The 21,727-nt window shown below is 72.4% G+C and carries 17 protein-coding genes and 1 tRNA gene; 9 read left to right on the top strand and 9 right to left on the bottom strand.

All coding sequences use genetic code 11. From position 1 onward, the window contains the following. Positions 1-60: 60 nt before the first annotated feature. The 4 genes from QRN49_RS14660 to QRN49_RS14645 all read left to right on the top strand — a co-directional run bounded on the left by QRN49_RS14660 (position 61) and on the right by QRN49_RS14645 (position 3,375). Entirely contained in the window at positions 61-1,722 is a 1,662-nt protein-coding gene (locus QRN49_RS14660) for a glycoside hydrolase domain-containing protein (RefSeq protein ID WP_284756517.1), read from the top strand. 29 nt (positions 1,723-1,751) lie between these two features. Beyond that, entirely contained in the window at positions 1,752-1,973 is a 222-nt protein-coding gene (locus QRN49_RS14655) for a hypothetical protein (protein ID WP_071406470.1), read from the top strand. Then, a complete protein-coding gene (gene aroQ, locus QRN49_RS14650; RefSeq protein WP_284756516.1) occupies positions 1,970-2,650 on the top strand; it encodes a gamma subclass chorismate mutase AroQ in 681 nt (226 codons plus the stop codon). Before QRN49_RS14655 ends, aroQ begins: the two co-directional genes overlap by 4 nt. A 92-nt stretch (positions 2,651-2,742) precedes the next feature. Then, complete coding sequence (locus QRN49_RS14645) at positions 2,743-3,375, top strand: TetR/AcrR family transcriptional regulator (protein WP_284756515.1); 633 nt, start codon at positions 2,743-2,745, stop codon at positions 3,373-3,375. Positions 3,376-3,541: 166 nt separating this feature from the next. Here the strand turns inward: QRN49_RS14645 and QRN49_RS14640 are convergent. The 3 genes from QRN49_RS14640 to QRN49_RS14630 all read right to left on the bottom strand — a co-directional run bounded on the left by QRN49_RS14640 (position 3,542) and on the right by QRN49_RS14630 (position 5,961). After that, positions 3,542-3,614 (bottom strand) — tRNA-Arg (locus QRN49_RS14640). 110 nt (positions 3,615-3,724) lie between these two features. Beyond that, complete coding sequence (locus QRN49_RS14635; protein WP_071246870.1) at positions 3,725-4,510, bottom strand: dienelactone hydrolase family protein; 786 nt, start codon at positions 4,508-4,510, stop codon at positions 3,725-3,727. Between the two features lie 29 nt (positions 4,511-4,539). Beyond that, the gene (locus QRN49_RS14630; RefSeq protein ID WP_284756514.1) at positions 4,540-5,961 is read right to left on the bottom strand and encodes a glucose-6-phosphate dehydrogenase; all 1,422 of its coding nucleotides are present in this window, start codon (positions 5,959-5,961) and stop codon (positions 4,540-4,542) included. Between the two features lie 76 nt (positions 5,962-6,037). On the opposite strand from QRN49_RS14630, the gene QRN49_RS14625 reads away from it, so the two are divergent. The 3 genes from QRN49_RS14625 to QRN49_RS14615 all read left to right on the top strand — a co-directional run bounded on the left by QRN49_RS14625 (position 6,038) and on the right by QRN49_RS14615 (position 10,696). Continuing rightward, entirely contained in the window at positions 6,038-7,195 is a 1,158-nt protein-coding gene (locus tag QRN49_RS14625) for a Gfo/Idh/MocA family protein (protein ID WP_245165136.1), read from the top strand. Further along, positions 7,192-8,118, top strand: a complete 927-nt coding sequence (locus tag QRN49_RS14620) for a sugar phosphate isomerase/epimerase family protein (protein WP_111047724.1) — start codon at positions 7,192-7,194, stop codon at positions 8,116-8,118. Before QRN49_RS14625 ends, QRN49_RS14620 begins: the two co-directional genes overlap by 4 nt. Positions 8,119-8,311: 193 nt before the next feature. Continuing rightward, the gene (locus tag QRN49_RS14615; protein WP_284756513.1) at positions 8,312-10,696 is read left to right on the top strand and encodes a bifunctional metallophosphatase/5'-nucleotidase; all 2,385 of its coding nucleotides are present in this window, start codon (positions 8,312-8,314) and stop codon (positions 10,694-10,696) included. A gap of 321 nt (positions 10,697-11,017) precedes the next feature. Here the strand turns inward: QRN49_RS14615 and efeB are convergent, their stop codons facing one another. Genes efeB through efeU form a run of 3 tightly spaced genes read right to left on the bottom strand, consistent with a single transcriptional unit; the run spans position 11,018 to position 15,133 of the window. Continuing rightward, the gene (gene efeB, locus QRN49_RS14610; RefSeq protein ID WP_284756512.1) at positions 11,018-12,322 is read right to left on the bottom strand and encodes an iron uptake transporter deferrochelatase/peroxidase subunit; all 1,305 of its coding nucleotides are present in this window, start codon (positions 12,320-12,322) and stop codon (positions 11,018-11,020) included. Then, on the bottom strand, positions 12,319-13,542 hold the full coding sequence (efeO, locus tag QRN49_RS14605) for an iron uptake system protein EfeO (RefSeq protein WP_284756511.1): 1,224 nt from the start codon (positions 13,540-13,542) through the stop codon (positions 12,319-12,321). The genes efeB and efeO overlap by 4 nt, the downstream gene beginning before the upstream one ends. Beyond that, positions 13,529-15,133 carry an iron uptake transporter permease EfeU gene (efeU, locus tag QRN49_RS14600; protein ID WP_284756510.1) on the bottom strand — a complete coding sequence of 535 codons (1,605 nt, stop codon included), beginning with the start codon at positions 15,131-15,133 and terminating at the stop codon, positions 13,529-13,531. The genes efeO and efeU overlap by 14 nt, the downstream gene beginning before the upstream one ends. Positions 15,134-15,202: 69 nt before the next feature. Between efeU and QRN49_RS14595 the strand changes: the two genes are divergently transcribed. Then, positions 15,203-15,964 carry a trimeric intracellular cation channel family protein gene (locus QRN49_RS14595; RefSeq protein ID WP_071406483.1) on the top strand — a complete coding sequence of 254 codons (762 nt, stop codon included), beginning with the start codon at positions 15,203-15,205 and terminating at the stop codon, positions 15,962-15,964. Positions 15,965-16,210: 246 nt separating this feature from the next. Then, complete coding sequence (locus QRN49_RS14590) at positions 16,211-16,813, top strand: TetR/AcrR family transcriptional regulator (protein WP_284756509.1); 603 nt, start codon at positions 16,211-16,213, stop codon at positions 16,811-16,813. A 109-nt stretch (positions 16,814-16,922) separates the two neighbouring features. Here QRN49_RS14590 and QRN49_RS14585 read toward each other — a convergent pair whose 3' ends face one another. The 3 genes from QRN49_RS14585 to QRN49_RS14575 are packed head-to-tail and all read right to left on the bottom strand — an operon-like array spanning position 16,923 to position 21,615. Then, a complete protein-coding gene (locus QRN49_RS14585) occupies positions 16,923-19,274 on the bottom strand; it encodes a transglutaminase TgpA family protein (protein WP_284756508.1) in 2,352 nt (783 codons plus the stop codon). Positions 19,275-19,279: 5 nt separating this feature from the next. Continuing rightward, the gene (locus tag QRN49_RS14580) at positions 19,280-20,611 is read right to left on the bottom strand and encodes a DUF58 domain-containing protein (protein ID WP_284756507.1); all 1,332 of its coding nucleotides are present in this window, start codon (positions 20,609-20,611) and stop codon (positions 19,280-19,282) included. Next, the gene (locus tag QRN49_RS14575) at positions 20,611-21,615 is read right to left on the bottom strand and encodes an AAA family ATPase (RefSeq protein WP_284756506.1); all 1,005 of its coding nucleotides are present in this window, start codon (positions 21,613-21,615) and stop codon (positions 20,611-20,613) included. The genes QRN49_RS14580 and QRN49_RS14575 overlap by 1 nt, the downstream gene beginning before the upstream one ends. Positions 21,616-21,727 lie beyond the last annotated feature (112 nt).

Genomic DNA, 21,727 nt, shown 5'->3' with positions numbered 1-21,727 from the left:
AGCATCGCACAACGCGATCGACGGCCAGCGGACGCTCGAGGCAACTGAAGGGGCACCCCCGTGCACATCTCGCGCCGAACTGCGCTCATCGGCATCACCGCCACCGTCCCGCTCGTCACGACCGCGCTCGCGGCCCCGGCCGACGCCGCCACCCCGTCCGGCGCGGCCGGCTCCACAGGGTCGACCGGTTCCTCCGGCTCCGCCGACTCGGGCGTCCTGGCCGTGCAGCGCTGGCTCAACACGACCTTCGGGCACCTGCACGGATGGGTGCACGTGGACGAGGACGGGCGGACCGGCAGCGGCACCGTGCTCGGGATCGTGCAGGCCACCCAGTCGCTGCTCGGCATCTCCCCCGTCGTCGCGACGTTCGGGCCGACGACCCGTCGGAAGCTCGAACAGCACGGCGACGTCGGGGCCGAGACGGGCGACGACGCCGCGACCTGGCGCCGGCTCGTCCAGGCCGGACTGGTCTGCAAGGGCGCCTCGACCGTCACGCTCACCGGTGAGTACGACGCAGCAACCGTCGCGGCCGTGCAGGCGCTCCGATCCGACCTGGGTGCCGAGCCCGGCGCGCTCCCGCTGTCGGCCCACCTGTTCGGCGCGCTCCTGACCGTCGACCCCGTGCGACTCGCCTCCGGCGGGTCCCGAGCGGTGCGCGCGGTGCAGCAGTACCTCAACCGCACCTACGCCGAGGCGACCGGCGGCGCGTACGGCAGCACGAGCGGACTCGTCGACACGAGCACGTACTCGGCGGCGATCCGCGCGGTGCAGGTCGCGGTGGGCGTCACGGTCGACGGTGCCTGGGGCCCGGGGACGGCTGCCGCGCTCCGTGCCGCGGGACCGAGCGTCGTCGGGGTCGGGGCCACCGGCGCCTGGGTACTGCTCGTCAAGGCGCTCCTGGTGCTGAACGGCGAGCGCGTCGTGTTCAGCAGTGCCTACTCGGCGGCGGACGCCGCGGTGGTCCGTGCGTTCCAGCAGTTCCAGGCGTTCCCGCCCGCCGAGCAGACCGGGACGTGCGACGCCGGCACCTGGGCCGCCCTGGCCGCGAGCACGGGAGACCCGGACCGCGCCACGACCGGTGCCGACACCGCGGTGCGCCTCGACGACGCCCGCGCGGCGGCCGTCCGGGCGTCCGGTGCCACCAGCGTCGGCCGGTACCTCACGAACCACCAGCGTTCCGGGGCACTCGACAAGGCCCTGACCCCCGAGGAACTCCGTGTGATGGCGAGCGCCGGGCTCGGGCTGTGGCCGATCTTCGAGGAGGGCGGGTTCGCTGCCTCGTGGTTCACGGAGGAACAGGGCGTCCGCGACGCCCACCGCGCCCACGACGCGGCCCGGAAGCTCGGGATCCCGAAGCAGACCACCGTCTACTTCGCCGCCGACTTCGACGCGACCTCGGCACAGGACGAGTCGCTCGTGGTGCCGTACTTCCGTGGCGTCGCCGCCGGCCTGCGGGACCGGGGGAACCTGTACAAGGCGGGCGTCTACGGCTCCCGCGCCACGTGCACCGCCGTGAGCAGCGCCGGACTCGCGCACTTCTCGTTCGTCGCCGGGATGTCGCCGGCCTGGGCGGGCAACCAGCTCGAGCCACTGCCGGGCAACTGGTCGCTCAACCAGATCCAGAACCGCACGGTCGGGTCGGGCAACGGGTCCACCGAGATCGACGCGGTGGTGGACTCCGGGCGCGACCCCGGCGTCCCCGCGGCTCGGCTGGCCGGCTGACGGACTGCCGACCGGGATCGAGCACCGCCGTGACCACCACGACCCCGCGTGACGACGAGCCGCACGCCGTGTTCCCGCACCGTGCCACCTACGTCTTCTCGAACTTCGAGGAGGCGATCTCGATGGACTGCTACTGCGACGAGGGCGCCGACCACTTCGGCGTCTACCCGTTCTACGACGAGGTCATCAAACCGATCATCGACGATCTGACCCGACGCGTCCGGCGCCGGTTCGGGAAGGAAACCCCGTGAACACCGCACACCACACCACCCCGACCACCGCCCGGCGCCGCAGCCGCCGGACCGCCGCGACGGCCCTGGCCTTCGGGCTGCTCGCGGCGGGCATCGCCCTGCCGACCTCGGCGGCGAATGCCGATCCCCTGCCCACGTCCGCCGAACCGACGGGTTCCACGATGACCATCTCCCACGACGGTTCCCGTCCCGCGGCGTCGACGGCACAGCTCGACACCATCGGCACGCTCATCCTCCGACGGCTCGAGCTCGCCGACCCGGTGGCGGAGTCGAAGTGGCTCAGCGGCAAGCCGGTCGCCGACCCGGTGCGCGAACAGGCCGTCGTCGACGAAGCGGTGACCCTGGCGGAGCAGCAGGGCGTCGACCCCGTGCTGGTGACCCGGGTGATCCGCGCACAGATCGCCGCGAGCAAGGTCGTCCAGCGCGGCCTCATCAACCACTGGACGCACAACCCGTGGACCGCACCCACGACGGCACCGGACCTGACGACCATCCGCCCCCAGCTCGACGCCATCGACACGGACCTGGTGACCGCGCTCGGCCAGGCCCAGACCGTCGCCCAGGACCACCGGTGCGCACACCTGGTGGACGCGGAGCGGAAGCACCTCGACGTCGGACTCGACTCGCTGCACCGGAAGGGGATCGACGTGGCCTGGCACACGTTCTGCGCTGCCTGACGCGGGCAGGGGACGGGCCGTCATCATGAGCGGCCCTAAGATGTGGTGTTCACTGATCGCTCAGCTCCGGGCGAGGAAGGACACCGCGCCAGATGAACCAGCGGCAGCTCGCCATGGAGGCGTCTCGTCGAGCCATCATCGACGCCGCAGGGCAGCAGTTCGCGGCCTTCGGCTACGAGGCGACCACGTTCTCCCGTGTCGCCGAGGCGATGGGGAAGCCGAAGTCGGCGATCGGGTACCACCTGTTCCCGTCGAAGAAGGACCTGGCGACGGCGGTCATCGAACTGCAGCAGCAGCGCTGGCGTGAACTCTTCGACGCACTCCCCGCGCAGCCGGGCATCGAGCGGCTGACGGTGTTCCTCCTGACCACCGGGATGGACGTCCGCCGGGGTTCGGTCGCGGGCGGCGCGGTCCGGCTCCTGCACGAACTCGGCAAGGCCGGCGTGCCGGTGCCGCGCGGCTTCGACTGGTTCGAGATGACGCGGGGCGAACTCGTCAGCGCCGGGGTCGCGGCGGCGGACGTCGACGCGGCCGCGGTCCAGCCGTCCGTCCTGCTGCTCCTCAACACGACGCTGGGCATGGTGGACGGTTCGACGCAGCTGACCGACGACGAACTCGTGGCGCAGCTCAAGGCGCTGTGGGCACCGCTCTTCACGTCGTTCGGCATCGCCGGTGCGTCCGAGGTCATCGAGGCGGCCCAGCCGTACACGCCCGCCACTTCGTGAGCAGGAACGGTCGAGTCCGTCTCGGGGACTCGACCGTTCCTGCTCACGAAGTCGCACGGAGCTGACGCGCGACGGACGGACCCGTGCGCGCACGCCGGCCGGAACGCCGGAACGACGAAGGGCCCCGGTGGAATCCACCGGGGCCCTTCGTCGTTCTGCTTGCCTGTGCGCTCGAAGGGACTCGAACCCCCAACCTTCTGATCCGTAGTCAGATGCTCTATCCATTGAGCTACGAGCGCGTGGCCTTGCGGCCGTGGAAGACTCTACAACAGGTGCGGCCCGGGCGCCAATCGAGCCCCTCCGGCCCCCGTGCTCGGCGTGTCGCGAACGGTCTCCGACGGCCGCACCGTCACAGCGCCGCGGGCTCCTCGTCGAACACCTCGGCCAGGAACACCCGGAGCGCCTGCCACGACCGGCGGTCGGCACGCTCCTGGTACTGCGCGCCGTGGTCCGGGGCGTCGGTGCCCGGCACGGCGAACGCGTGCATCGCGCCCGAGTACGTCACGACCTGCCAGTCGACGTCCGGCGCCGCCCGCATCTCGTCCTGCCACGCGTGCACGGCCTCGTCCGGCACGACGGGGTCGGCGCCCCCGGTGAGGACGAGCAGCTTCGCCCGGATGTCCGCGGCGTCCGAGGGGTCGTGCGCGATGAGGCCACCGTGGAACGCCACGGCCCCGACCAGGTCGGCACCGGTCCGCGCGAGTTCGAGTGCGGTCGAGCCACCGAAGCAGTAGCCCATCACGACGACGCGGGCGGGGTCGACGTCCGGGTCGGCGAGCAGTCGCTCGAGCCCGGCGGTGGCGCGGGCGCGCAGCAGGGGCAGGTCCTGGTAGAAACCGCCGGCGACCTGGGCCGCGGTGTCGTCCCCGGGCCGGACGCCGGCTCCGTAGATGTCCGCGCCGAACGCGACGTAGCCGAGCCGGGCGAGCATCGTCACCCGGGCCTCGACGTGTTCGTTCACGCCGTGCCAGTCGTGCACGACGAGGACGGCCGGACGACGGCCCGCGATCGCGGCGTCCTTCGCGAGCACACCGAGCAGTTCGGTGCCCTCGTGGTCGTAGGGGACGTCGTCGACACGGATGTCGGCGCCGGCGGGTTCGGGAACGGTCTGCAGGACGTCGTCGGTGGTGTTCACGTCGCCCGACGCTACGCCGCCACTCGGGCTCAGGCCTCGATGTTGTCCCAGCCGTCCGGGCCGACGGACCCGGCGGCGTACTCGTCGAGGGGTGTCTTGCCGGCCTTCCACGCGTCGAGGAACGGCCCGACGACCTTCCAGCCCTGCACGGCGCTGTCACCGCGGACCGACAGCGTGGCGTCGCCCTCGAGCACGCCGGCCAGCACCTCGCCGTAGGCGCTCAGGCGCCCGGGGTTGAACGTCACCTCGAGGCTCGTGTGGTCGATCGTGTACGGGTCACCGGCGCCGTTGACGTTGAGCTCGAGCTGCATCTCGTCCGGGGCGATCCAGATGCGCAGCCGGTCGGGCAGCTCGGTGCCGGTGAGCCCCTCGGGCACGTGCGGGGAGTCCTTGAACGTGATGACGATCTCGCGGCGCTGCGCGGCGAGCGCCTTGCCGGACCGCAGGGTGAAGGGCACGCCTGCCCAGCGCCAGTTCGCGATCTCCAGGGTGAGCTGGGCGAGGGTCTCGGTGCCGAGCGACGGGTCCACGCCGTCCTCGTCGACGTACGACGGCAGCTGGCGGTCCCCGACGGTGCCGGCGGTGTACCGGGCGCGCTTGCCGGCCGTGACGACGTCGCCGCCCCACGGTCGGACGGCCCGCAGCACGAGCTCCTTCTGGGTGCGCAGGTCGTCGGCCTTGATCGAGGCGGGGGCCTCCATCGCGACGACGGCCATCACCTGCAGCAGGTGGCTCTGGATCATGTCGGTGAGCGCCCCGGCCTTGTCGTAGTAGCGCGCCCGGCCCTCGAGCCCGAGGGTCTCGTCGTAGACGATGTCCACGCGCTCGACGTGCTGCGACGACAGCAGCGGTTCGATGATGCGGTTGGCGAAGCGCAGCCCGAGCAGGTTGAGCACGGTGGAGCGGCCGAGGAAGTGGTCGACGCGGTGGATGCGCTCCTCGGGGATGAACGAGTGCAGCAGGTCGTTCAGGTGCGAGGCGCTGTCGGCGTCGGTGCCGAACGGCTTCTCGAGCGCCAGGCGCGTGCCGGCGGGCAGGTCGAGGTGGGCGAGCTGCTCGCAGCTCTTCTCGGTGACCGCGGGCGGCAGCGCGAAGTAGATCGCGGGGTCATGCTCGCACACGGCGAGCAGTGCGCGCAGGTCGTCGGGGTCGGTGACGTCGGCCTTCCGGTAGGTCGAGGCGTCGACCACGGCCTGCAGTCGCTCCGGCAGCGCTGTGTCACCCGAGGCGCCCTCGTCCTCCTCGTTCTTCGACGCCTGCGCGTTCTCGAAGGACTCGCGCACCTGCGCCTTCCAGTCGGTGTCGGACAGGTCCTCGACACCGGCCCCGACGAGCTGGACGTCCCAGTCGTCCTTCACCTGGAGCAGGGTGGCGAGGCCGGGCAGGAGCAGGCGCTTGGACAGGTCGCCGCTGGCTCCGAGGATGAGCAGGCTGGTCTGGAGGCTCGACATGCAGCAGACGGTACTCATCGGCCCCGGTGGATGACCGGGCCGCTACGGTGGTGTCATTCCGGCGCGAGGGAGCACCATGAGCAGTGGGTACGAAGGGCGACGCCTCCGCGTCGCCGTGGTCGGGACGGGCATGATCGCCGGCGTCCACGCCCGGGCGGCCCGGGCCTCCGGTGCCGAGGTCCTCGGTGTGCTCGGCCGGAACGCCGCCCGCTCCGAGCAGGTGGCGGCGCAGCTCGACCTGCCCCGTGGCTACGCCTCCCTCGACGAGGTCATCGCCGACGTCCCCGACGTCGTGCACATCTGCACCCCGAACGACCAGCACCACCCGCAGGCGCTCGCGGTGATCGCGGCCGGCATCAACGTGGTGTGCGAGAAGCCCCTGGCGATCGACCCCGCCCAGGCCGCCGAGCTCGTCGCCGCCGCAGCCGAGGCCGGTGTCGTGGCCACCGTGCCGTTCGTGTACCGGTACCACCCGATGGTCCGCGAGATCCGGGCGCGCATCGCCGACGGGGAGCTCGGCCGGCTGCTCGCGGTGCACGGCCACTACCTGCAGGACTGGATGCTCGACGAGGACGCCTCGAGCTGGCGGGTCGACCCGACCTCGAGCGGGCTGTCCCGCGCGTTCGCCGACATCGGCTCGCACTGGTGCGACCTGGTCGAGTTCGTCACGGGCGAGCGCTTCGCCTCGGTGTCCGCCGCGACCGACATCGTCTACCCGACGCGGCCGGCGGCGTCCGGTCCGTCGTTCTCCGGCTCCCCCGACCCGGACCCGGTGGCCGACGCGGCCGAACGCGCCGAGGTCACCACCGAGGACACCGCCGTCGCCACCTTCCGCACCGCCACGGGCCGCATCGGGAACGTCGTGATCTCGCAGGTCGCGTCGGGCCGGAAGAACCGCCTGTGGTTCGAGGTCGACGGCACCCGCGGCAGCGCGGCGTTCGACCAGGAGCAGCCCGAGTCCGCGTGGTTCGGCAACGAGCGCGGCGCCCAGATCGTGGTCCGCGACCCGTCGCAGGGGTACCCGGACCAGCGCCGGCTTGCGATCGTGCCGGCCGGGCACCCGCAGGGGTACCTCGACGCCTTCGCGGCCTTCGTCGCCGACACCTACACCGCGGTCCGCACCGGGGTGGCCCCCGACGGACTGCCGACGTTCGCGGACGGCGCCCGCTCCGCCGACATCATCGAGGCCGTGATCGGCAGCGCGGCCGAGACGACCTGGCGGGAGATCCGGTGAAGCTCGGCATGCTGACCGCCTGCCTGCCCGGCTGGTCGCTCGACCGGATCGCCGGGTTCGCCCAGCAGCAGGGCTACGAGCGGCTCGAGGTCGCCGTCTGGCCCGGCACCGGCGGCCGCGACTTCGAGGCGGCGCACCTGCCGGTCGCCACCTTCACCGACGAGGACGCCCTCGCCACCCGCGCCCTGCTCGACCGCACCGGTCTCGAGATCTCCGCGCTCGCGTACTACGAGAACAACCTGCACCGGGACCCGGAGCACCGGGCGGCGGTGCGGACCCACCTCAAGCACGCCATCGACACCGCACAGACGCTCGGCATCCCGTACGTCGGCACCTTCATCGGCCGCGACACCACGAAGTCCGTCCGCGAGAACATGGCCGAGGGGAACCGGGTCCTGCCTGAGCTCGTCGACTACGCCGGCGAGCGGGGCGTGCGGCTCATCATCGAGAACTGCGTGATGGAGGGCTGGCACCCCGACGGGTACCCCGGCAACATCGCGTACTCCCCCGAGCTCTGGGGCTGGGTCACCGGCCTGGGCTTCGGCCTGAACTGGGACCCGTCGCACCTGACGTGGATCGGCATCGACCCGGTCGAGACGATCCTGCCCTTCGCCGAGCACATCGTGCACGCCCAGGCGAAGGACCTGGAGCTGTTCCCCGAGCGGCGCAACGAGTACGGGTTCTTCGGCAAGGTCGACAAGGGCGACGACCCGTGGGACATGGGCTGGTGGCGGTTCCGGGTGCCGGGCCGCGGCGTCGTGGACTGGCCGCGCGTCGTCGACCGCCTCTACGAGGCGGGCTTCGACGGCACGCTGAGCGTCGAGCACGAGGACCCGCTCTGGGGCGGCACCGACGACCGGGTGCTCGAGGGGCTGCGCATCGCGCACCGCACGCTGCGTCCGCTGATCGCGCAGGAGCAGTAGCGAGCGCCCACCGGCAACGAGCACAGGGCCCTGGTCTGGAGGCCCGGATCACGTGACCGACGTCGGTCACGTGACCCGCGCCTCCCGTCCACTCCGCGTGGACCGACCACGCGTGTTGCCGATGTGAACGTCGTGTGACGAGTTCGGCAGGGGGCTGGCGAGTCGCCTGTGCGTCTTCGTAGGTTCGACGGCGATGAACACTTCCCACACCACCGGAACCGCCGGTGCGACGACCCGACGACGCCTCGGCGCCGGCGCGGCCCTCGCCACCGCCGGGGTCCTGGTCGCACTGTCCGTCCCGTCCGCAGCCGTCGCCGCCGAGGGCGACACGACGATCGACATCATCGACGTCAACGACTTCCACGGTCGCATCGAGTCCGAGGGCACCGCCGCCGACAAGGCCGCCGGTGCTGCGAAGCTCGCCGGCGTCGTGCAGTCGTACCGCGAGGCCAACCCGAACACGATCTTCGCCAGCGTCGGCGACAACGTGGGCGCCTCGACCTTCACCTCGCTCATCCAGCAGGACTCCCCCACGATCGACGCCCTGAACGCCATGGACCTCGACGTCAGCGCGATCGGCAACCACGAGCTCGACAAGGGCCAGGACGACCTGACCGGCCGCATCGAGGACCGCGCCGACTGGCCGTACGTCTCGGCGAACATCGTCAAGGCCGGCACGACCGACCCCGCGTTCACGCCGTACTCCATCGTGGAGAAGGGCGGCGTCAAGGTCGGCTTCATCGGCGCGACGACCGAGGACCTCATCCCCGGGCTCGTCAGCCCCGGTGGGGTCGAGGGCCTCGCGATGGCCCCGATCGTCAGCCAGGTCAACCGGTACGCCGAGCAGCTCACCGACGGCAAGGACGACAACGGCGAGGCCGACGTGCTCGTCCTGCTCGTGCACGAGGGCGCCACCACGAGTGCGCTCACCGACGCCACCGGCACCGGCGCGTTCGGCAAGATCACCTCGGGCGTCTCGTCGAAGGTCTCGGCCATCGTGTCGGCGCACACCCACGCGACGTACAACCACTCCATCGCCGGCCCCGACGGCACGAAGCGTCCGGTGATCCAGGCCGGGTCCTACGGGGTGAACCTCGGACACCTGCAGCTCACCGTGGACGCCGACAAGCAGCTCACCGGCATCACGTCGTCGGTCACCTCCGTCAACGAGGACAAGCGTGTCCCCGCCGACACCACCTCGGTCAACGCCGTGAGCGACATCGTGACCGCCGCGAAGGCCGTCGCCGACGTCAAGGGCGGCGAGAAGCTCGGCGAGATCACGGGTGACCTGCGTCGCGCCGTGCAGTCCGACCGCAAGGCCGAGAACCGCGGCGGCGAGTCCGTCCTGGGCAACTACATCGCCGAGGTCCAGCGCAGCGCCACCGAGCGGAACGGCTCGCAGGTCGCCTTCATGAACCCGGGCGGTCTCCGCACCGACATGGTCTACGCGTCCAGCGGCGCCGGCGACCCGGACGGCACCGTCACCTACAAGGAGGCCGCGCTCGTCCAGCCGTTCGCCAACACCCTGGTGACGAAGGACATGACCGGCCAGCAGATCAAGAACGCCCTCGAGCAGCAGTGGCAGCCGGACGGCCTCGAGCGTCCGTTCCTGAAGCTCGGCGTCTCGGACGGCTTCGCGTACACCTACGACCCGTCGAAGGGTCGCGGCGAGCGCATCACCGGCATGACCCTCGACGGCACGGCGATCGCGCTGGCCGACACCCTCAAGGTGACCGTCAACTCGTTCCTGTCGACCGGTGGCGACAACTTCGCCGCCTTCGCGACCGGCACGAACGTCGCCGACTCCGGCCAGGTCGACCTGCAAGCCCAGGTGGACTACTTCCTCGCCAACCCGAAGGTCACGCCCCCGGTCGACCAGCGCGCCGTCGGCGTCACGGTCACGCCGACCCCGGCCGGTGGCTTCCAGCCCGGTGACGCAATCGAGCTCGACCTGTCGTCGCTCGTGTTCAGCAGCGAGGACCCGGCGAAGGCCGGCACCGTCTCGGTCACCGCGGACGGCAAGGAGCTCGCAACGTCAGCGATCGACCCGACGATCACCGACAAGAACGACGAGCAGGGTCGCGCGACCCTGACCGTCACGGTCCCCGAGATCGAGGCGCCGGCCGCACGCGCTGCCGCCCGCACCGCCGGCTCCGTCTCCCTCGCCGCGGTGGCCGAGCCGGTCGCCACGACGGACGCACCGCTCGTCGTCACCCTGCCGGGTGGCCAGACCGTCACCCTCGCCGTGACGATCCCGGTCGCCGCAGCGGTCGACCCGACCGACCCGACGGACCCGACCGACCCCACGGACCCGGTCGACCCGACCCCGGCTCCGACCCCGGACCCGGGCGGCGGGGTCATCCCCGGCCCCGGCGCGGGTGACGGTGACGACGCGGGCATCGGTGGCGTCGGCGGGACCGACGACGACCCGCGCGCCGGTGGCGACCTCGCCTACACGGGTGCGGACCTGACCGCTCCGGCGATCGCGGCGGGCCTGCTCCTGCTCGCCGGGATCACGGCACTCGTGGTCCTCCGCCGCACCCGCGCACGACGTGCCGCGACGGTCCTGACGGACTGACCCACAGTCTGCGGGCACACACGCGAACGGGCCGTCTCACCCTGGTGAGGCGGCCCGTTCGCGTCGGTCAGGAGGCCCGGGGCACGTCCGGCGCACACCTCGCGCGACCCGGCGGTCACGGTTGCTGTCCCATCCCGGTCGATCACTGCGGATCCGCGGATCCGCGGGGTACTCTCGGGGTTGTCGCACCGCGACGCGTCGTGCCGGGTCGCTTTCAGCAAGTCGACGGTGGTTCCGTTCGGCGAGACTCCGCGACGCGGGCGTCCTCCGCCTCCAGGGAAACGGCGGAGGGCGCCCACCCCTTCGGGTCAGCGACGCAGCTCAGCGGAAGAGCTGCTCGCCGATGTACGACCCCTTGCGGGGTGCCGGCGGCACGGCGAACACCGCAGAGCCGATGTGCGAGACGTACTCGTTCAGCCGGTCCGAGGCGCCGAGCTTCCGCTGCAGCCGCGTGAAGTGGTCCGGGTCGTTCACGTAGGCGATGAACAGCAGCCCGGCGTCGAGCTGGCCGTACTCGTTGAGCCCGTCGGTGTAGTTGTACGGCCGGCGCAGGATCTTCACGCCGCCGTTCGCCTCGTGCGCGGCGAGGGCGATGTGCGACGTCGCGTCGATCTTCGTCGCACCGTCGTCGTCCTTCGCGTGGAAGTCCGGGGTGGTGTGCTCCTGTCCGCCGGAGAGCGGCGCGCCCTGGATCTTCGTCCGCCCGAACACCCGCTGCTGGTCGCTGACGACGTCGGCGTCCCAGGTCTCGATGTTCATCCGGATCTTCCGCACCACCTGGTAGCTGCCGCCGGCCATCCACCCGGCGTCGCGGTCGAGCCAGACGAACCGGTCGTGGTCGGCGTCGGTCGTGATGTTCCGGGTGCCGTCCTTGAACCCCATCAGGTTGCGGGGCGTGCTCTGGTTCGGCCCCGCCGATGCTCGGCCGAAACCGAGCACGGTCCAGCGGACGGTCGCGGTGCCGCGGGCCATCCGCGCCAGGTCGCGCACCGCGTGGTACGCCACCTGGGGGTCGTCGGCGCAGGCCTGCAGGGACAGGTCCCCACCGGTCAGGCCCTCCTGCAGGTTGTCGCTCGGCAGCGTCGGGATGTCGGCGAGCGAGGCCGGACGGCGGTCGGCGAGCCCGAAGCGCTCGTCGAAGACGCCGGGTCCCAGGCCCACCGTGACGGTCAGGGACGCCGGCCCGAGGTCGAGCGCCTCGCCGGTGTCGGCACCGACCCCGTTGCCGTGCGCCGGCTCGACGCTGCCGACGGTCTTGCCGGCCTGCAGCTGGGCGATCGCGGCCGACCAGCGGGCGAGGAGCACCTGCAGCTCGGTCGTGACGGTCGTCGACAGGTCGAACGTCATGTAGACGCAGTACCGCTGCGGGGTGGTGCGGATCCCGCCCTGCGGCTGCCGTGCCGCGGTGGCGTAGAACGGCTGGCTCTGCGACAGGTCGATCGACTCGTCGCCGTTCGCCACCGCCGTGAACGGGTTCACGCCGGTCGCCGCGGTGGCACCGCCGATGCCCGCTGCCGCGCCGACCCCGGCACCGGCCACGGCCAGGCCGGCGCCGAACAGACCACGGCGGGAGACGTTCGCCCGCGGTGCCTCGTCCACCCGGGGTGCCTCGTCCGGCTCGGTCACGCGGTCGCGACCTTCTCGGCCAGACGGGACAGCGGGTCCTGCAGCGCCTGGATCTGCTGCGAGATCGTGTTCGCGTCGGACTTCTTGGTGGCGGCGTCCCACGTGGCGAAACCGCCCAGGTCGTCGGCGTCGCGGTAGCCGTCCATCATCGTGTTCGTGGCGTCGAACTGCTTGGCGATCTGCTTCGTCAGGGTCGGGTCGAGCTTGGTCAGCCCCGGCTTGAGGTACGCGAAGGCCTGACGGGCACCCTCGACGTTGGCGGCGAGGTCGACGAGGTCGATGTGGCTGTACGCCTCTTCCTCGCCGGTGATCTTGTTCGACTGCACCTCTTCGAGCAGGCCGGCGGCACCGTTCGCCAGGTCCTCCGGCTTGTAGTCCAGCGTCGGCACGAGCTTCGCGAGCAGCTGCACGTCCTCGGTCAGGTCCGCGGCGGTCTGCTTGGTCGACGCGGTGATCTTCCCGGCCTGGAACAGGTCCTTCTCGACGGCGTGGAACCCGCTCCAGCCGACGGCCGGGTCGAGGTTCGAGGCGCGCATGTCGATCAGGTAGTCGAGGTTGCCCGCGTTGTCGGTGGCCTTGAACCCCTTCTTGACGAAGCCGTCGACGTCGCTCTCGACGTGCTCGTAGAACGGGCGGGCGTTCGCGTAGTCGGTCTTCGCCGCGTCGAGGTCGCCGGCGTCGATGTGCTTCTGCAGCTGCTCGACCGCGGCGACCATGTCGGTGACCTGGCCGTCGACGTAGGTCGCGTAGCCCTTCGTCCCGTCGCGGAGCAGGGTCGAGGCGCTGCTGTTCGCGGTCGACGCTGCCTTGCCGGTGACGGTGAAGTCCGTCAGCTCGGTCTCGGCACCGGGGCAGTACACCTGGTACTTCCCGCCGGTCAGCGTGGCGGTGAAGCGGACGGCGTCGAGGCCGGGTGCCAGGTTCTCCTTCTCGCCGAGGATCCGCTGGTCCTGCAGCAGCTCGACCTCGGTGATCGCGGTCGAGGACTCGTTCTTCACCGTGAAGGTGACGGGGCCCGCCGGGACCTTGGTCGAGGACACCGCACAGGCGTCCTGCCCGTCGTTGGTGAGCGTGATGGTGACGCGGGAGACCTTCGCGTCGCCGGAGCCGGAGCCGCCGGCCTCGGCGGACCCACCGGCGCACCCGGTGAGTGCGAGGGCGGTGACGGCGCCGAGGGCGCCCAGGGTGATCAGGGGTCGGACGGGCTTACCGAAGGACATGGTCGGTGCTCCTTGCAGGGTCCGCGGCCGGAGGGCCACGAGCGGGGACGGGTTCGGGGGTGGGGGTGGTGGGGAGTCGGCGGCGACGGCGGTCACGGAGGGCCAGCAGCGCCTGCGCGGCGGCCGCGATGCCGAGGGCGATCGGCAGCCAGGCCTTCCAGAGCAGCAGGTCCGCGGACCGCGAGTCCGCTGCGGCCACCGAGGCGGCCGACCGCTCGACGCGGGCGTCGGGGACGGACCAGACGGTGCGGTCCAGGGTCGTGGTGCGCGCGGCCGGGAGGCCCCCACCGCTCAGCGTCAGCACCTCGCGTTCGTCGCGGGTCGCGTCCAGGACCCCACCACGGACGGTCCACAGGGTCACCGTGTCCCGCACGGCCCAGCGCGCCGCGAAGGGGCCGGGGTTCGTCGACGGGGAGACCCCGACGGGCAGGCGACCGAACAGGGTGACGAGGTCGTCGAGCGTCAGCGTCGACGGCCGGTCGGCACCGCTCCCCTGCTCACTGGTTCCGTCCTGCACGACGCGCCACCGGTCGGCGGCCACGCCCGCGCGGGTGACGCGGCGGTGGGCCGACGTCGGCAGGGTGATCCGGGCCTCCCGGCCGGTGCCGGCCACGCGGAGGACGCCGGACGCACCGTCGACGCTGGCCGAGACGGAGCTGGCGTCGCCGCTGACCGCGGTGGTGCGGGGCAGGTCGCCCCCGCCCGTCGGCACGGCGATCGCGAGTGCCGCTGCGGCCACGGCGAGTGCGCCGGCGACGACGGCGCGCACCCGGGGCACGCGGTCCGGCGACGGACGCCACGCGCGCGGCCAGAGCGTCAGGGCCAGCACCGGGACGACGTAGAGGACCCAGCCGAGCACCTCGATGACCCGCGGGTCCGGCGGGATGCCGAGCACGCCGGTGACCAGGGCCCCCTGCACCGAACCGTTCGGGGCGAGCCACGACAGGTCGACGGTGCGCTGCTGGCCGATGACGATCCAGCCGGCCTCGTGCGCACGGCGGAGGACGGTCAGCACCAGGCCGCCCGCGACGAAGACCAGGAAGACCCCGGTGCCGGTGAAGAACCGAGACAGGTTGAGGCGGACGCCACCGGTGTAGATGCCGAAGCCGACGACGACCGCGGCCGCGATGCCGATCACGGCACCGAGCGCGGCGAGGCCGGTGTCCGACGATGCCTGGAACGTGGCGAGGAGGAACACCGAGGTCTCGAAGCCCTCCTTCAGGACGGCGAGGAACGCCATGCCGGCGAGGGCCCAGGCGGTGCCACGGCCGAGGGCTGCGGTCGCGCTGGCCTCGAGGTCGGCGGTCAGGGTGCGCGCGTGCGTGCGCATCCAGACGATCATGCCCGTGACGAAGACGACGGCGACGATGCCGATGACCGCCTCCATGCCCTCCTGCTGGGCCTGCGGCAGCGCCTGCTCCACGGCCTGCAGCCCGAAGCCGACGGCGATGCTGAGCAGCACCGCGAGCCCGACGCCCGACCACATCGGGGTGAGCGGGACGCGGTTGCGACGCAGGAACGCGGCGATGATGCCGACGATGAGCGTGGCTTCGAGGCCTTCACGGAGACCGATGACGAGAGTGGCGAGCATGACGAAGGTGAGGCTAACCTAACCGCAGAACGGCCCGCCAGTCGTGCGACGTGATGTTTGATGGTTCTCATGAACCTGCTGTCCGTCGACGGCCTGGCGTCGGTCACGAACGTGCTCGACCTCGCCGGGGTCTTCGCGTCCGCCCTGCTCGGCGGCTCCATCGCCCGCGCGATGGACTTCGACCTGTTCGGGTTCCTGGTCGTCGGGTTCGTCTCCGGACTCGGCGGCGGGATGCTCCGCGACACCCTGCTGCAGAACGGACCACCCGTCGCGCTCGTCGACCCGCTATACGTGCCGGTCGCCGTCGCCGGGGCGCTCATCGCGTTCCTCGTGTCGTTCTCCGAGCTCACCTGGGACCGGCTGTTCACCGTGCTCGACGCCGCCGTGATCGGGTTCTGGGCCGTGGTCGGTGTGCAGCGCACCTACGACGCCGGGCTCGACTGGCCCGCCGCGATCATCATGGGGACCATCACCGCGGTCGGCGGCGGAGCCATGCGCGACCTGCTGCTGCGGCGGGTGCCGGCGGTGTTCGGCGGGAACGCGCTGTACGCCACCGTGGCCGTCGCCGCGTCGGCCGTGATGGTGATCGCCTCGGCACTCGGGTCGCCGTCGCTCGGCATCCTGCTCGCGATCACCCTGTCGCTCGGGCTCCGCTGGGGAGCGGTCCGCCGGGGCTGGGGGCTGCCGAACGGCCGTGACTGGCAGCCGAAGTCGACCCTCGGTTCGCTGCTGCGGCGGGGTCGGAGCCTGCGGCCGGACGCGCTCCGGTTGCTCCGGCGCCCGGGCCGTCGGACGGGTGCCGGCAGTGTCCGAGAAGAGCACGAGGACTGAGGGGCTGTCCTCCGCGGCTCCGCGACGGTACGATCAGTACCGCCGGGTATCGACCTGGCTGTTCTGCCGGGCACGTCCCGGTGAACGCTGTCCGCACAGCACCGACGCGACCCGAACGCGGCGGTTCCGAGCAGACGTGGGGATGGGGGCTTCGCTGATGCCGCGCGGGATCAGACGCGCGGCGCGGCAGGTCTCCACCACGATGCTCTCCCCGACGACCACCGGCACAGGTCGGAGCAGCAACCGATGAGCGACGACGCTTCCCCCACCCAGCGCATCCCGCGGGCCGAGGTCCGGGAACGCCTGCTCGCCGCCGGAGCCGCGGTCTTCGCCGAACAGGGTGTGTACGGCGCGCGGCTCGACGACGTCGCCGCGCGCGCGGGGTTCAGCAAGGGTGCGGTCTACTCGAACTTCTCGTCGAAGGAAGACCTGCTCGCCCAGGTCATGCAGCGGTCCACGAACGTCGTGCTCAGCTCACTGCAGGAACTCGTGCACGCGGACATCGCCGCCGTCGACGTCGGGGACGTCCTGCGCGCCGCGTTCGGGCAGAACGACCAGAGCGAGCAGTTCGCGCTGCTCTCGGCGTTCCGCGGGTACGCCGTCCGGCACCCCGAGTTCCTGCCCGAGTTCATCCGGCAGCGCCGGATCCTGCAGGACGGCGTGCTCGAGCTGGTGCGGCTGTGGCTCGGCGCCCACCCCGAGGTCGAGGTCGGCATGACCCCGGAGGACTTCGCGACCGTGCTCATCGGGGCGAACGTCGGCCTGGTGTTCGACGCGCCGGCGCTGCCCGGAGTCGACCCCGGCGAGCGCATCGCGACCCTGGTCGAGGCGGTCATCCGCCGGCGCTGACGCTGGCGGCGCCGCGCCCGAACGGTGCGAGGTTCCGTAGTCCGTGCGAGGCCGCGCCGGTCGCACGGAGTACGGAACCTCGCACCACGAGCACGCGCACGCGCCCGCGTCAGGCCGTGCGACGATCCCGACGGCGGGGCTTCGGCCCGTCGTGGGACCAGGCGGACGACGGCAACAGACTCGGCGGCAACAGGCGCGACCGCACGACGCGCACCGTGGGGACCGAGGCGTCGAGCGCCTCCCGAGCGTCGCGGACGTGACGCTCCAACGCCGCCGTGTCCACCGAGGCGGCCCCGTCGGCGGCGAAGCGCTCCCGATCGACCGCGTCGACCGCGGCCTCCAGGTGCGGCACGACCGACTCCGGCAACCCGGGACGCAGGCGCCCGAGCACGGCTCGGGCGGTCCGGGCCACGGCGGCGGCGTCACCCGGCGGCGCGAGGCCCGGCGCGTACCCGTGGTCGGCGACGTCGTCGAGCAACTCGCGCCACGCCTGCACGGCGGGCGACCGGCCGGCGGCGATCGCCGACAGCCTCGACCGACGGCGAACCGCACGCACGAGACCCGGGGCGACGAGGACCGCGAGCACGAGCAGCAGGCCCACGAGCAGCCCGACCGGACCACCGCCGCCGCCGGTGCCGGACGCACCCGTGGCACCCGGAACCGGGGACGCCGACGGGGTCGGTGACGCTGACTCGTCCGCCGGGGTGGTCTGCTCGGGTGCCGGCAGCGGGGTCTCCGGTGCCGCCGCGGTCGGCGAGGCCGAGGGCTCCTCGGAGGGCGCGGCTTCGTCGGAGTCGGGCGTCGGCTCGAAGGCGACCCACCCGGCGCCCTGGATGTAGAGCTCCGGCCAGGAGTGCAGCTGCCGGTTCGACACCGCGTACTCACCGTCGGGCTGCGGCGACCCGGCCCGGTACCCGACCGCGATGCGCGAGGGGATGCCGAGCGTGCGGGCCATCACGGCCATCGCGGACGAGAAGTGCACGCAGTACCCGTCGCGGACCTTCAGGAACGTCGAGACGACGTCCATGCTGTCGCCGTCGTAGCCCTGCTCGACGGGAGCGGTCTCGGAGTACGTGAACAGGTCGCTGCGGAACCACTGCTCGAGTGCCCGCGCTCGCCCGTAGTCGTCGGTCGCGGCTGCTGCGACGCGGGTCGCGGTGGTCGAGATGTTGGCGGGCAGGTCGTCGGGTAGGGCGAGGTCGGTGCGCAGCTGCTCGCGGCTGGGCTCCCGGAAGCCACGGCCGTCGGATCGCGCGAGCACCCCCGAGGCGGCGACCGCGTCGAGGTAGTCGTTGGCGAACGTCGAGGCCCCGTAGACCTCGTACATCGCGCCGCGGGCGGTCGCGGCACCCGTCGACCGCACGGTGCTCGAGTTCCCCATCCACCGCCACTGCGACAGGTCGAGGTTGGTGGACTGCGACTCGATCGACACCGCCCCCGACGGTACCGGCAGGTAGGTGCTGGACAGCCCGGTGATCCGGACGGTCACGTCGCCGCGGCTCGCGAGGCGCGGGTTGACGCCCTCGGCCCACTGCTGCTCGTCGGCAGTGTCGGCCTCGGCCGCGTTCGTCACGGTCGGCACCCAGTCCCCCGTACCGAACTCGTCCAGGTCGGCGAGCTTGAGGTACTCGGGCTGCCCGTCGGACGAGCGGTACCGGAACACCTCGAGCTCGCTCGGACGGCGCAGGTCGTTGCCGAGTTCGAGCAGGGTGCCGGGCCGTCCGGGCTGGATCGGCGACTGGATCGCACCGGTCACGCCGGACAACCAGCTGGCGTTGAGCGGCACGATCGTCGGCAGTCCGATGGCGACGACGAGCCCGATCGCCCCGACGACCGCGGCCGGCAGTGCGCGCTGCACCGGGCGGACGGACAGCCAGAGCAGGGCGAGGAACGCCACCGCCGTGGCGATGATGAGCGGGGTGCCGGCGGGCTGCCCGGTGATGACACCCGGCACGATCAGGATGACGAGGGCCGGCGCAGCGGCGAGCGACGGGATCCGCGCGATGGCGGCGAGGAACAGCGAGACCGCCGCCACCCAGCCGATCGACGCGGTGACGACGAGCCGGATCGCGTCGGTCTGCGGTAGTGGTGCGGGGTTCAGGCGGATCGCGGCGAGCGTCTCCCCGAGGGCCCCGTCGGCGTCGAGCCACCCGAGCGGTTGGATGTCGTTGACCAGGGCGGCGGCGGACGAGCAGGCGATGACCGTGCCGACCAGGACGACGAAGCGGACGCCGGGCGTCTGGCGGCGCACCGCGAGCATCACGGCGACGAGCACGGCGACGACGACGACGCCCGATGCCCACCAGGCGATGCCCTGCACGAGCGGCCGGATGGCGAGGGCGGCGAGGAGCACGGGCACCGGTGCGAGGGCCACGACCCAGGCGCTCGGGACGTCACGCAGGTCGTCGTCGCGGTCGAGGATCTCGCGCACGTCGGCACGGCCACGCGCCGGTGCGCTCACCCCGGTCACCGGGCGGCTCCGGACGGCGTCGCGCCGACGACCGGCACCACGAGGGTCCGCCAGCCGCCGCGGTCGAGGATGCCCCGGACGGCCGGGTCCGGCGGCACGATCGTCGCCAGGATGCCGCGGCTCGAACCGCTGGTCGCACTGACCAGTTCGGCGGCTTCCTCCGCGGTGCAGGTGCCCGTGACGACGGCGGTCATGCCGTGCACGTCGCGGCCACGGACCTCGGGCAGGACGTCGGTGACTTCGCGGGCGTCGGAGCGGAGCCGGACGTCGGCGAGCCCGACGAGCACGTCGGTCAGCCCGCCGACGTCGCCCGCGTGCCGGGTCGCGCCTTCGGGACCGTCGAACACGAGCACGACACGGGAGGTTCGGGCGGCGAGCGCGCGGGCGACACTGGCGGCCACCACGACGGCGTGCTCGAAGGCCTGGTCGCCGCCCAGGTCGGAGAGCTCGGCGAGGTCCTCTCGCCCGAGCCGCTGGTAGGACTCGCGCCGGACGTCGAGGGCGATCACGGCCTCGGGCGGCTGGGCCTGGGTGCTCTGGCGGACGTGGAGTTCCCCGCGCCGTGCGCTCTGGGCCCAGTGCACCCGGCGGATCGGGTCACCCGGTCGGTACGGACGGAGTTCGCTGTCGTCGGCGGAACCACCCTGTCCGACCCGGCCCTCGTCGGCCGAGACCGCACCGGCGAGCGCCCCGGCGTCGATCGCCCCGAGGGGTGCCGAGGCCGGGACGACGACGACCTCCTCAGCAGGGACGACGGGACGGTCGATGCGGAGCAGACCGAACGGGTCCTCGACCCGGATCGTCACGGGGCCGACCAGCGAGCGGCCGCGGTGCATCGCGAGTGCCTCGACGTCGAGCACGGCCGGCGGCAGGTTCGGCCCGACCTCGGCGTAGGTCTCCGCCTCGGCCAGGCTGGCGAAGGCGTCCTCGAGCTGTTCGCGCACGAGCAGCGTCGCCCGCGGGCCGATCGGCAGGCTGGTGCTGCCGAGGGTGATGCGTTCCCGGTAGACCTCGCCCACCTGCACGATCGCCCGTGCGGTGCTGCGGCTGCCGCGGAGCGGGGTGGCGACGACGAACGCCATCACGATGCCGAGCACGACCAGCACGAGCAGCAGCAGGCCGGCGGTGACGGCGACGCTCGTCGTGCCGACCAGACCGCCGCCGACCAGGCCGATGCCGACGGCGATGACCGTCCAGCCCCGGATCGTCGGGCGCGGGAACGGGGTGCGGCGGGCCAGCGACAGCCCGCGGCGGCCCAACCGGGCCGCGGTGGACCGCGCGGCACCGACGCGTCGCAGCAGCGACGGCGGTGCCGATGGACCGGCCATCAGGAGCGGACGGGGGTGGCCGTGAACGGGATGGCGGTGTCGGAGACGATGCGGACGACGATCTCGCGCACGGTGTCCTCGCCGGTGCCGCCGAGCCCACGGGCGACCGGTACGAGCCGGTGCGCGAGCACGATCGGGGCGAGCGTCGCGACGTCGTCGGGGGTGACGAACGGGCGGCCGAGCAGGGCCGCGTGCGCACGGGCCGCCTGCGCCAGGTGCAGCGTCGCGCGGGGGCTCGCACCGAGCACGAGGTCGGGGTGGGTGCGCGTCGACCGGACGACCGCGATGATGTACGCCTCGACGTCCGGGGCGATGTGCACCCCGGCGACGGTCTCGATGATCGCCCGCAGCGTGGTGACGTCGACGATCGGCCGCAGGCGCGACAGCGGGTCGCTGCCGCCACGGTTCGCGAGCATCTGCCGTTCGGCGTCGACGCTCGGGTAGCCCATCGCGATGCGCGCCATGAAGCGGTCGCGCTGCGCCTCGGGCAGCGGGTACGTGCCCTCCATGTCGATCGGGTTCTGCGTGGCGACGATCATGAACGGCCGGTCGAGCGGACGCGTCACACCGTCGACGGTGACCTGCGACTCCGCCATCGCCTCGAGCAGGGCCGACTGGGTCTTCGGGCTGGTGCGGTTGATCTCGTCGCCGATGACCACGTTCGCGAACACCGGGCCGGGCGAGAACCGGAAGGTGCCCGACGACTGGTCGAAGATGTTCACGCCCGTGACGTCGGACGGCAGCATGTCCGAGGTGAACTGGATGCGGTTCACGGAGCCGCCGACCGAGGCCCCGAGCGCCTTGGCGAGCACGGTCTTGCCGACGCCGGGGACGTCCTCGACGAGCAGGTGCCCCTCGGCGAGCATCACCGTCAGGGCCGTGCGGATGGCTTCCGCCTTGCCGTCGATCACCGTGGCGACGGAGGCCACGATGTCGTCGCCCACCGCCCGCACGTGTTCGAGCGGGAAGGCGGGGTGGGTCGGCTCCGGCACGCAGGGCTCCATCGTCGGGGACAGGTGTCGTGCATGCTACATCGGGCCGGTGACAGCACCCGGTACGGGTGCACGGACTGGTCGTTCCGCGCACCGGTGGCCGATCCGCGTGTGGTGGGGCCGG

Origin of the sequence: Curtobacterium sp. ME-Dv--P-122a (genome assembly GCF_030209645.1) — a bacterium.
GTDB lineage: Bacteria > Actinomycetota > Actinomycetes > Actinomycetales > Microbacteriaceae > Curtobacterium > Curtobacterium flaccumfaciens.
The sequence above is the reverse complement of the archived record's forward strand: the minus strand, read 5'-3'. Positions and strand labels throughout refer to the sequence as shown.

What these genes read in the sequence shown, in the direction of transcription:
- QRN49_RS14645 (WP_284756515.1), top strand. Translation starts at nt 2,743, where the DNA reads ATGAACCAGCGGCAGCTCGCCATGGAGGCGTCTCGTCGAGCCATCATC.
- QRN49_RS14630 (WP_284756514.1), bottom strand. Translation starts at nt 5,961, where the DNA reads ATGTCGAGCCTCCAGACCAGCCTGCTCATCCTCGGAGCCAGCGGCGAC.
- QRN49_RS14625 (WP_245165136.1), top strand. Translation starts at nt 6,038, where the DNA reads ATGAGCAGTGGGTACGAAGGGCGACGCCTCCGCGTCGCCGTGGTCGGG.
- QRN49_RS14615 (WP_284756513.1), top strand. Translation starts at nt 8,312, where the DNA reads ATGAACACTTCCCACACCACCGGAACCGCCGGTGCGACGACCCGACGA.
- efeO (WP_284756511.1), bottom strand. Translation starts at nt 13,542, where the DNA reads ATGTCCTTCGGTAAGCCCGTCCGACCCCTGATCACCCTGGGCGCCCTC.
- efeU (WP_284756510.1), bottom strand. Translation starts at nt 15,133, where the DNA reads ATGCTCGCCACTCTCGTCATCGGTCTCCGTGAAGGCCTCGAAGCCACG.
- QRN49_RS14595 (WP_071406483.1), top strand. Translation starts at nt 15,203, where the DNA reads ATGAACCTGCTGTCCGTCGACGGCCTGGCGTCGGTCACGAACGTGCTC.
- QRN49_RS14590 (WP_284756509.1), top strand. Translation starts at nt 16,211, where the DNA reads ATGAGCGACGACGCTTCCCCCACCCAGCGCATCCCGCGGGCCGAGGTC.
- QRN49_RS14580 (WP_284756507.1), bottom strand. Translation starts at nt 20,611, where the DNA reads ATGGCCGGTCCATCGGCACCGCCGTCGCTGCTGCGACGCGTCGGTGCC.
- QRN49_RS14575 (WP_284756506.1), bottom strand. Translation starts at nt 21,615, where the DNA reads ATGGAGCCCTGCGTGCCGGAGCCGACCCACCCCGCCTTCCCGCTCGAA.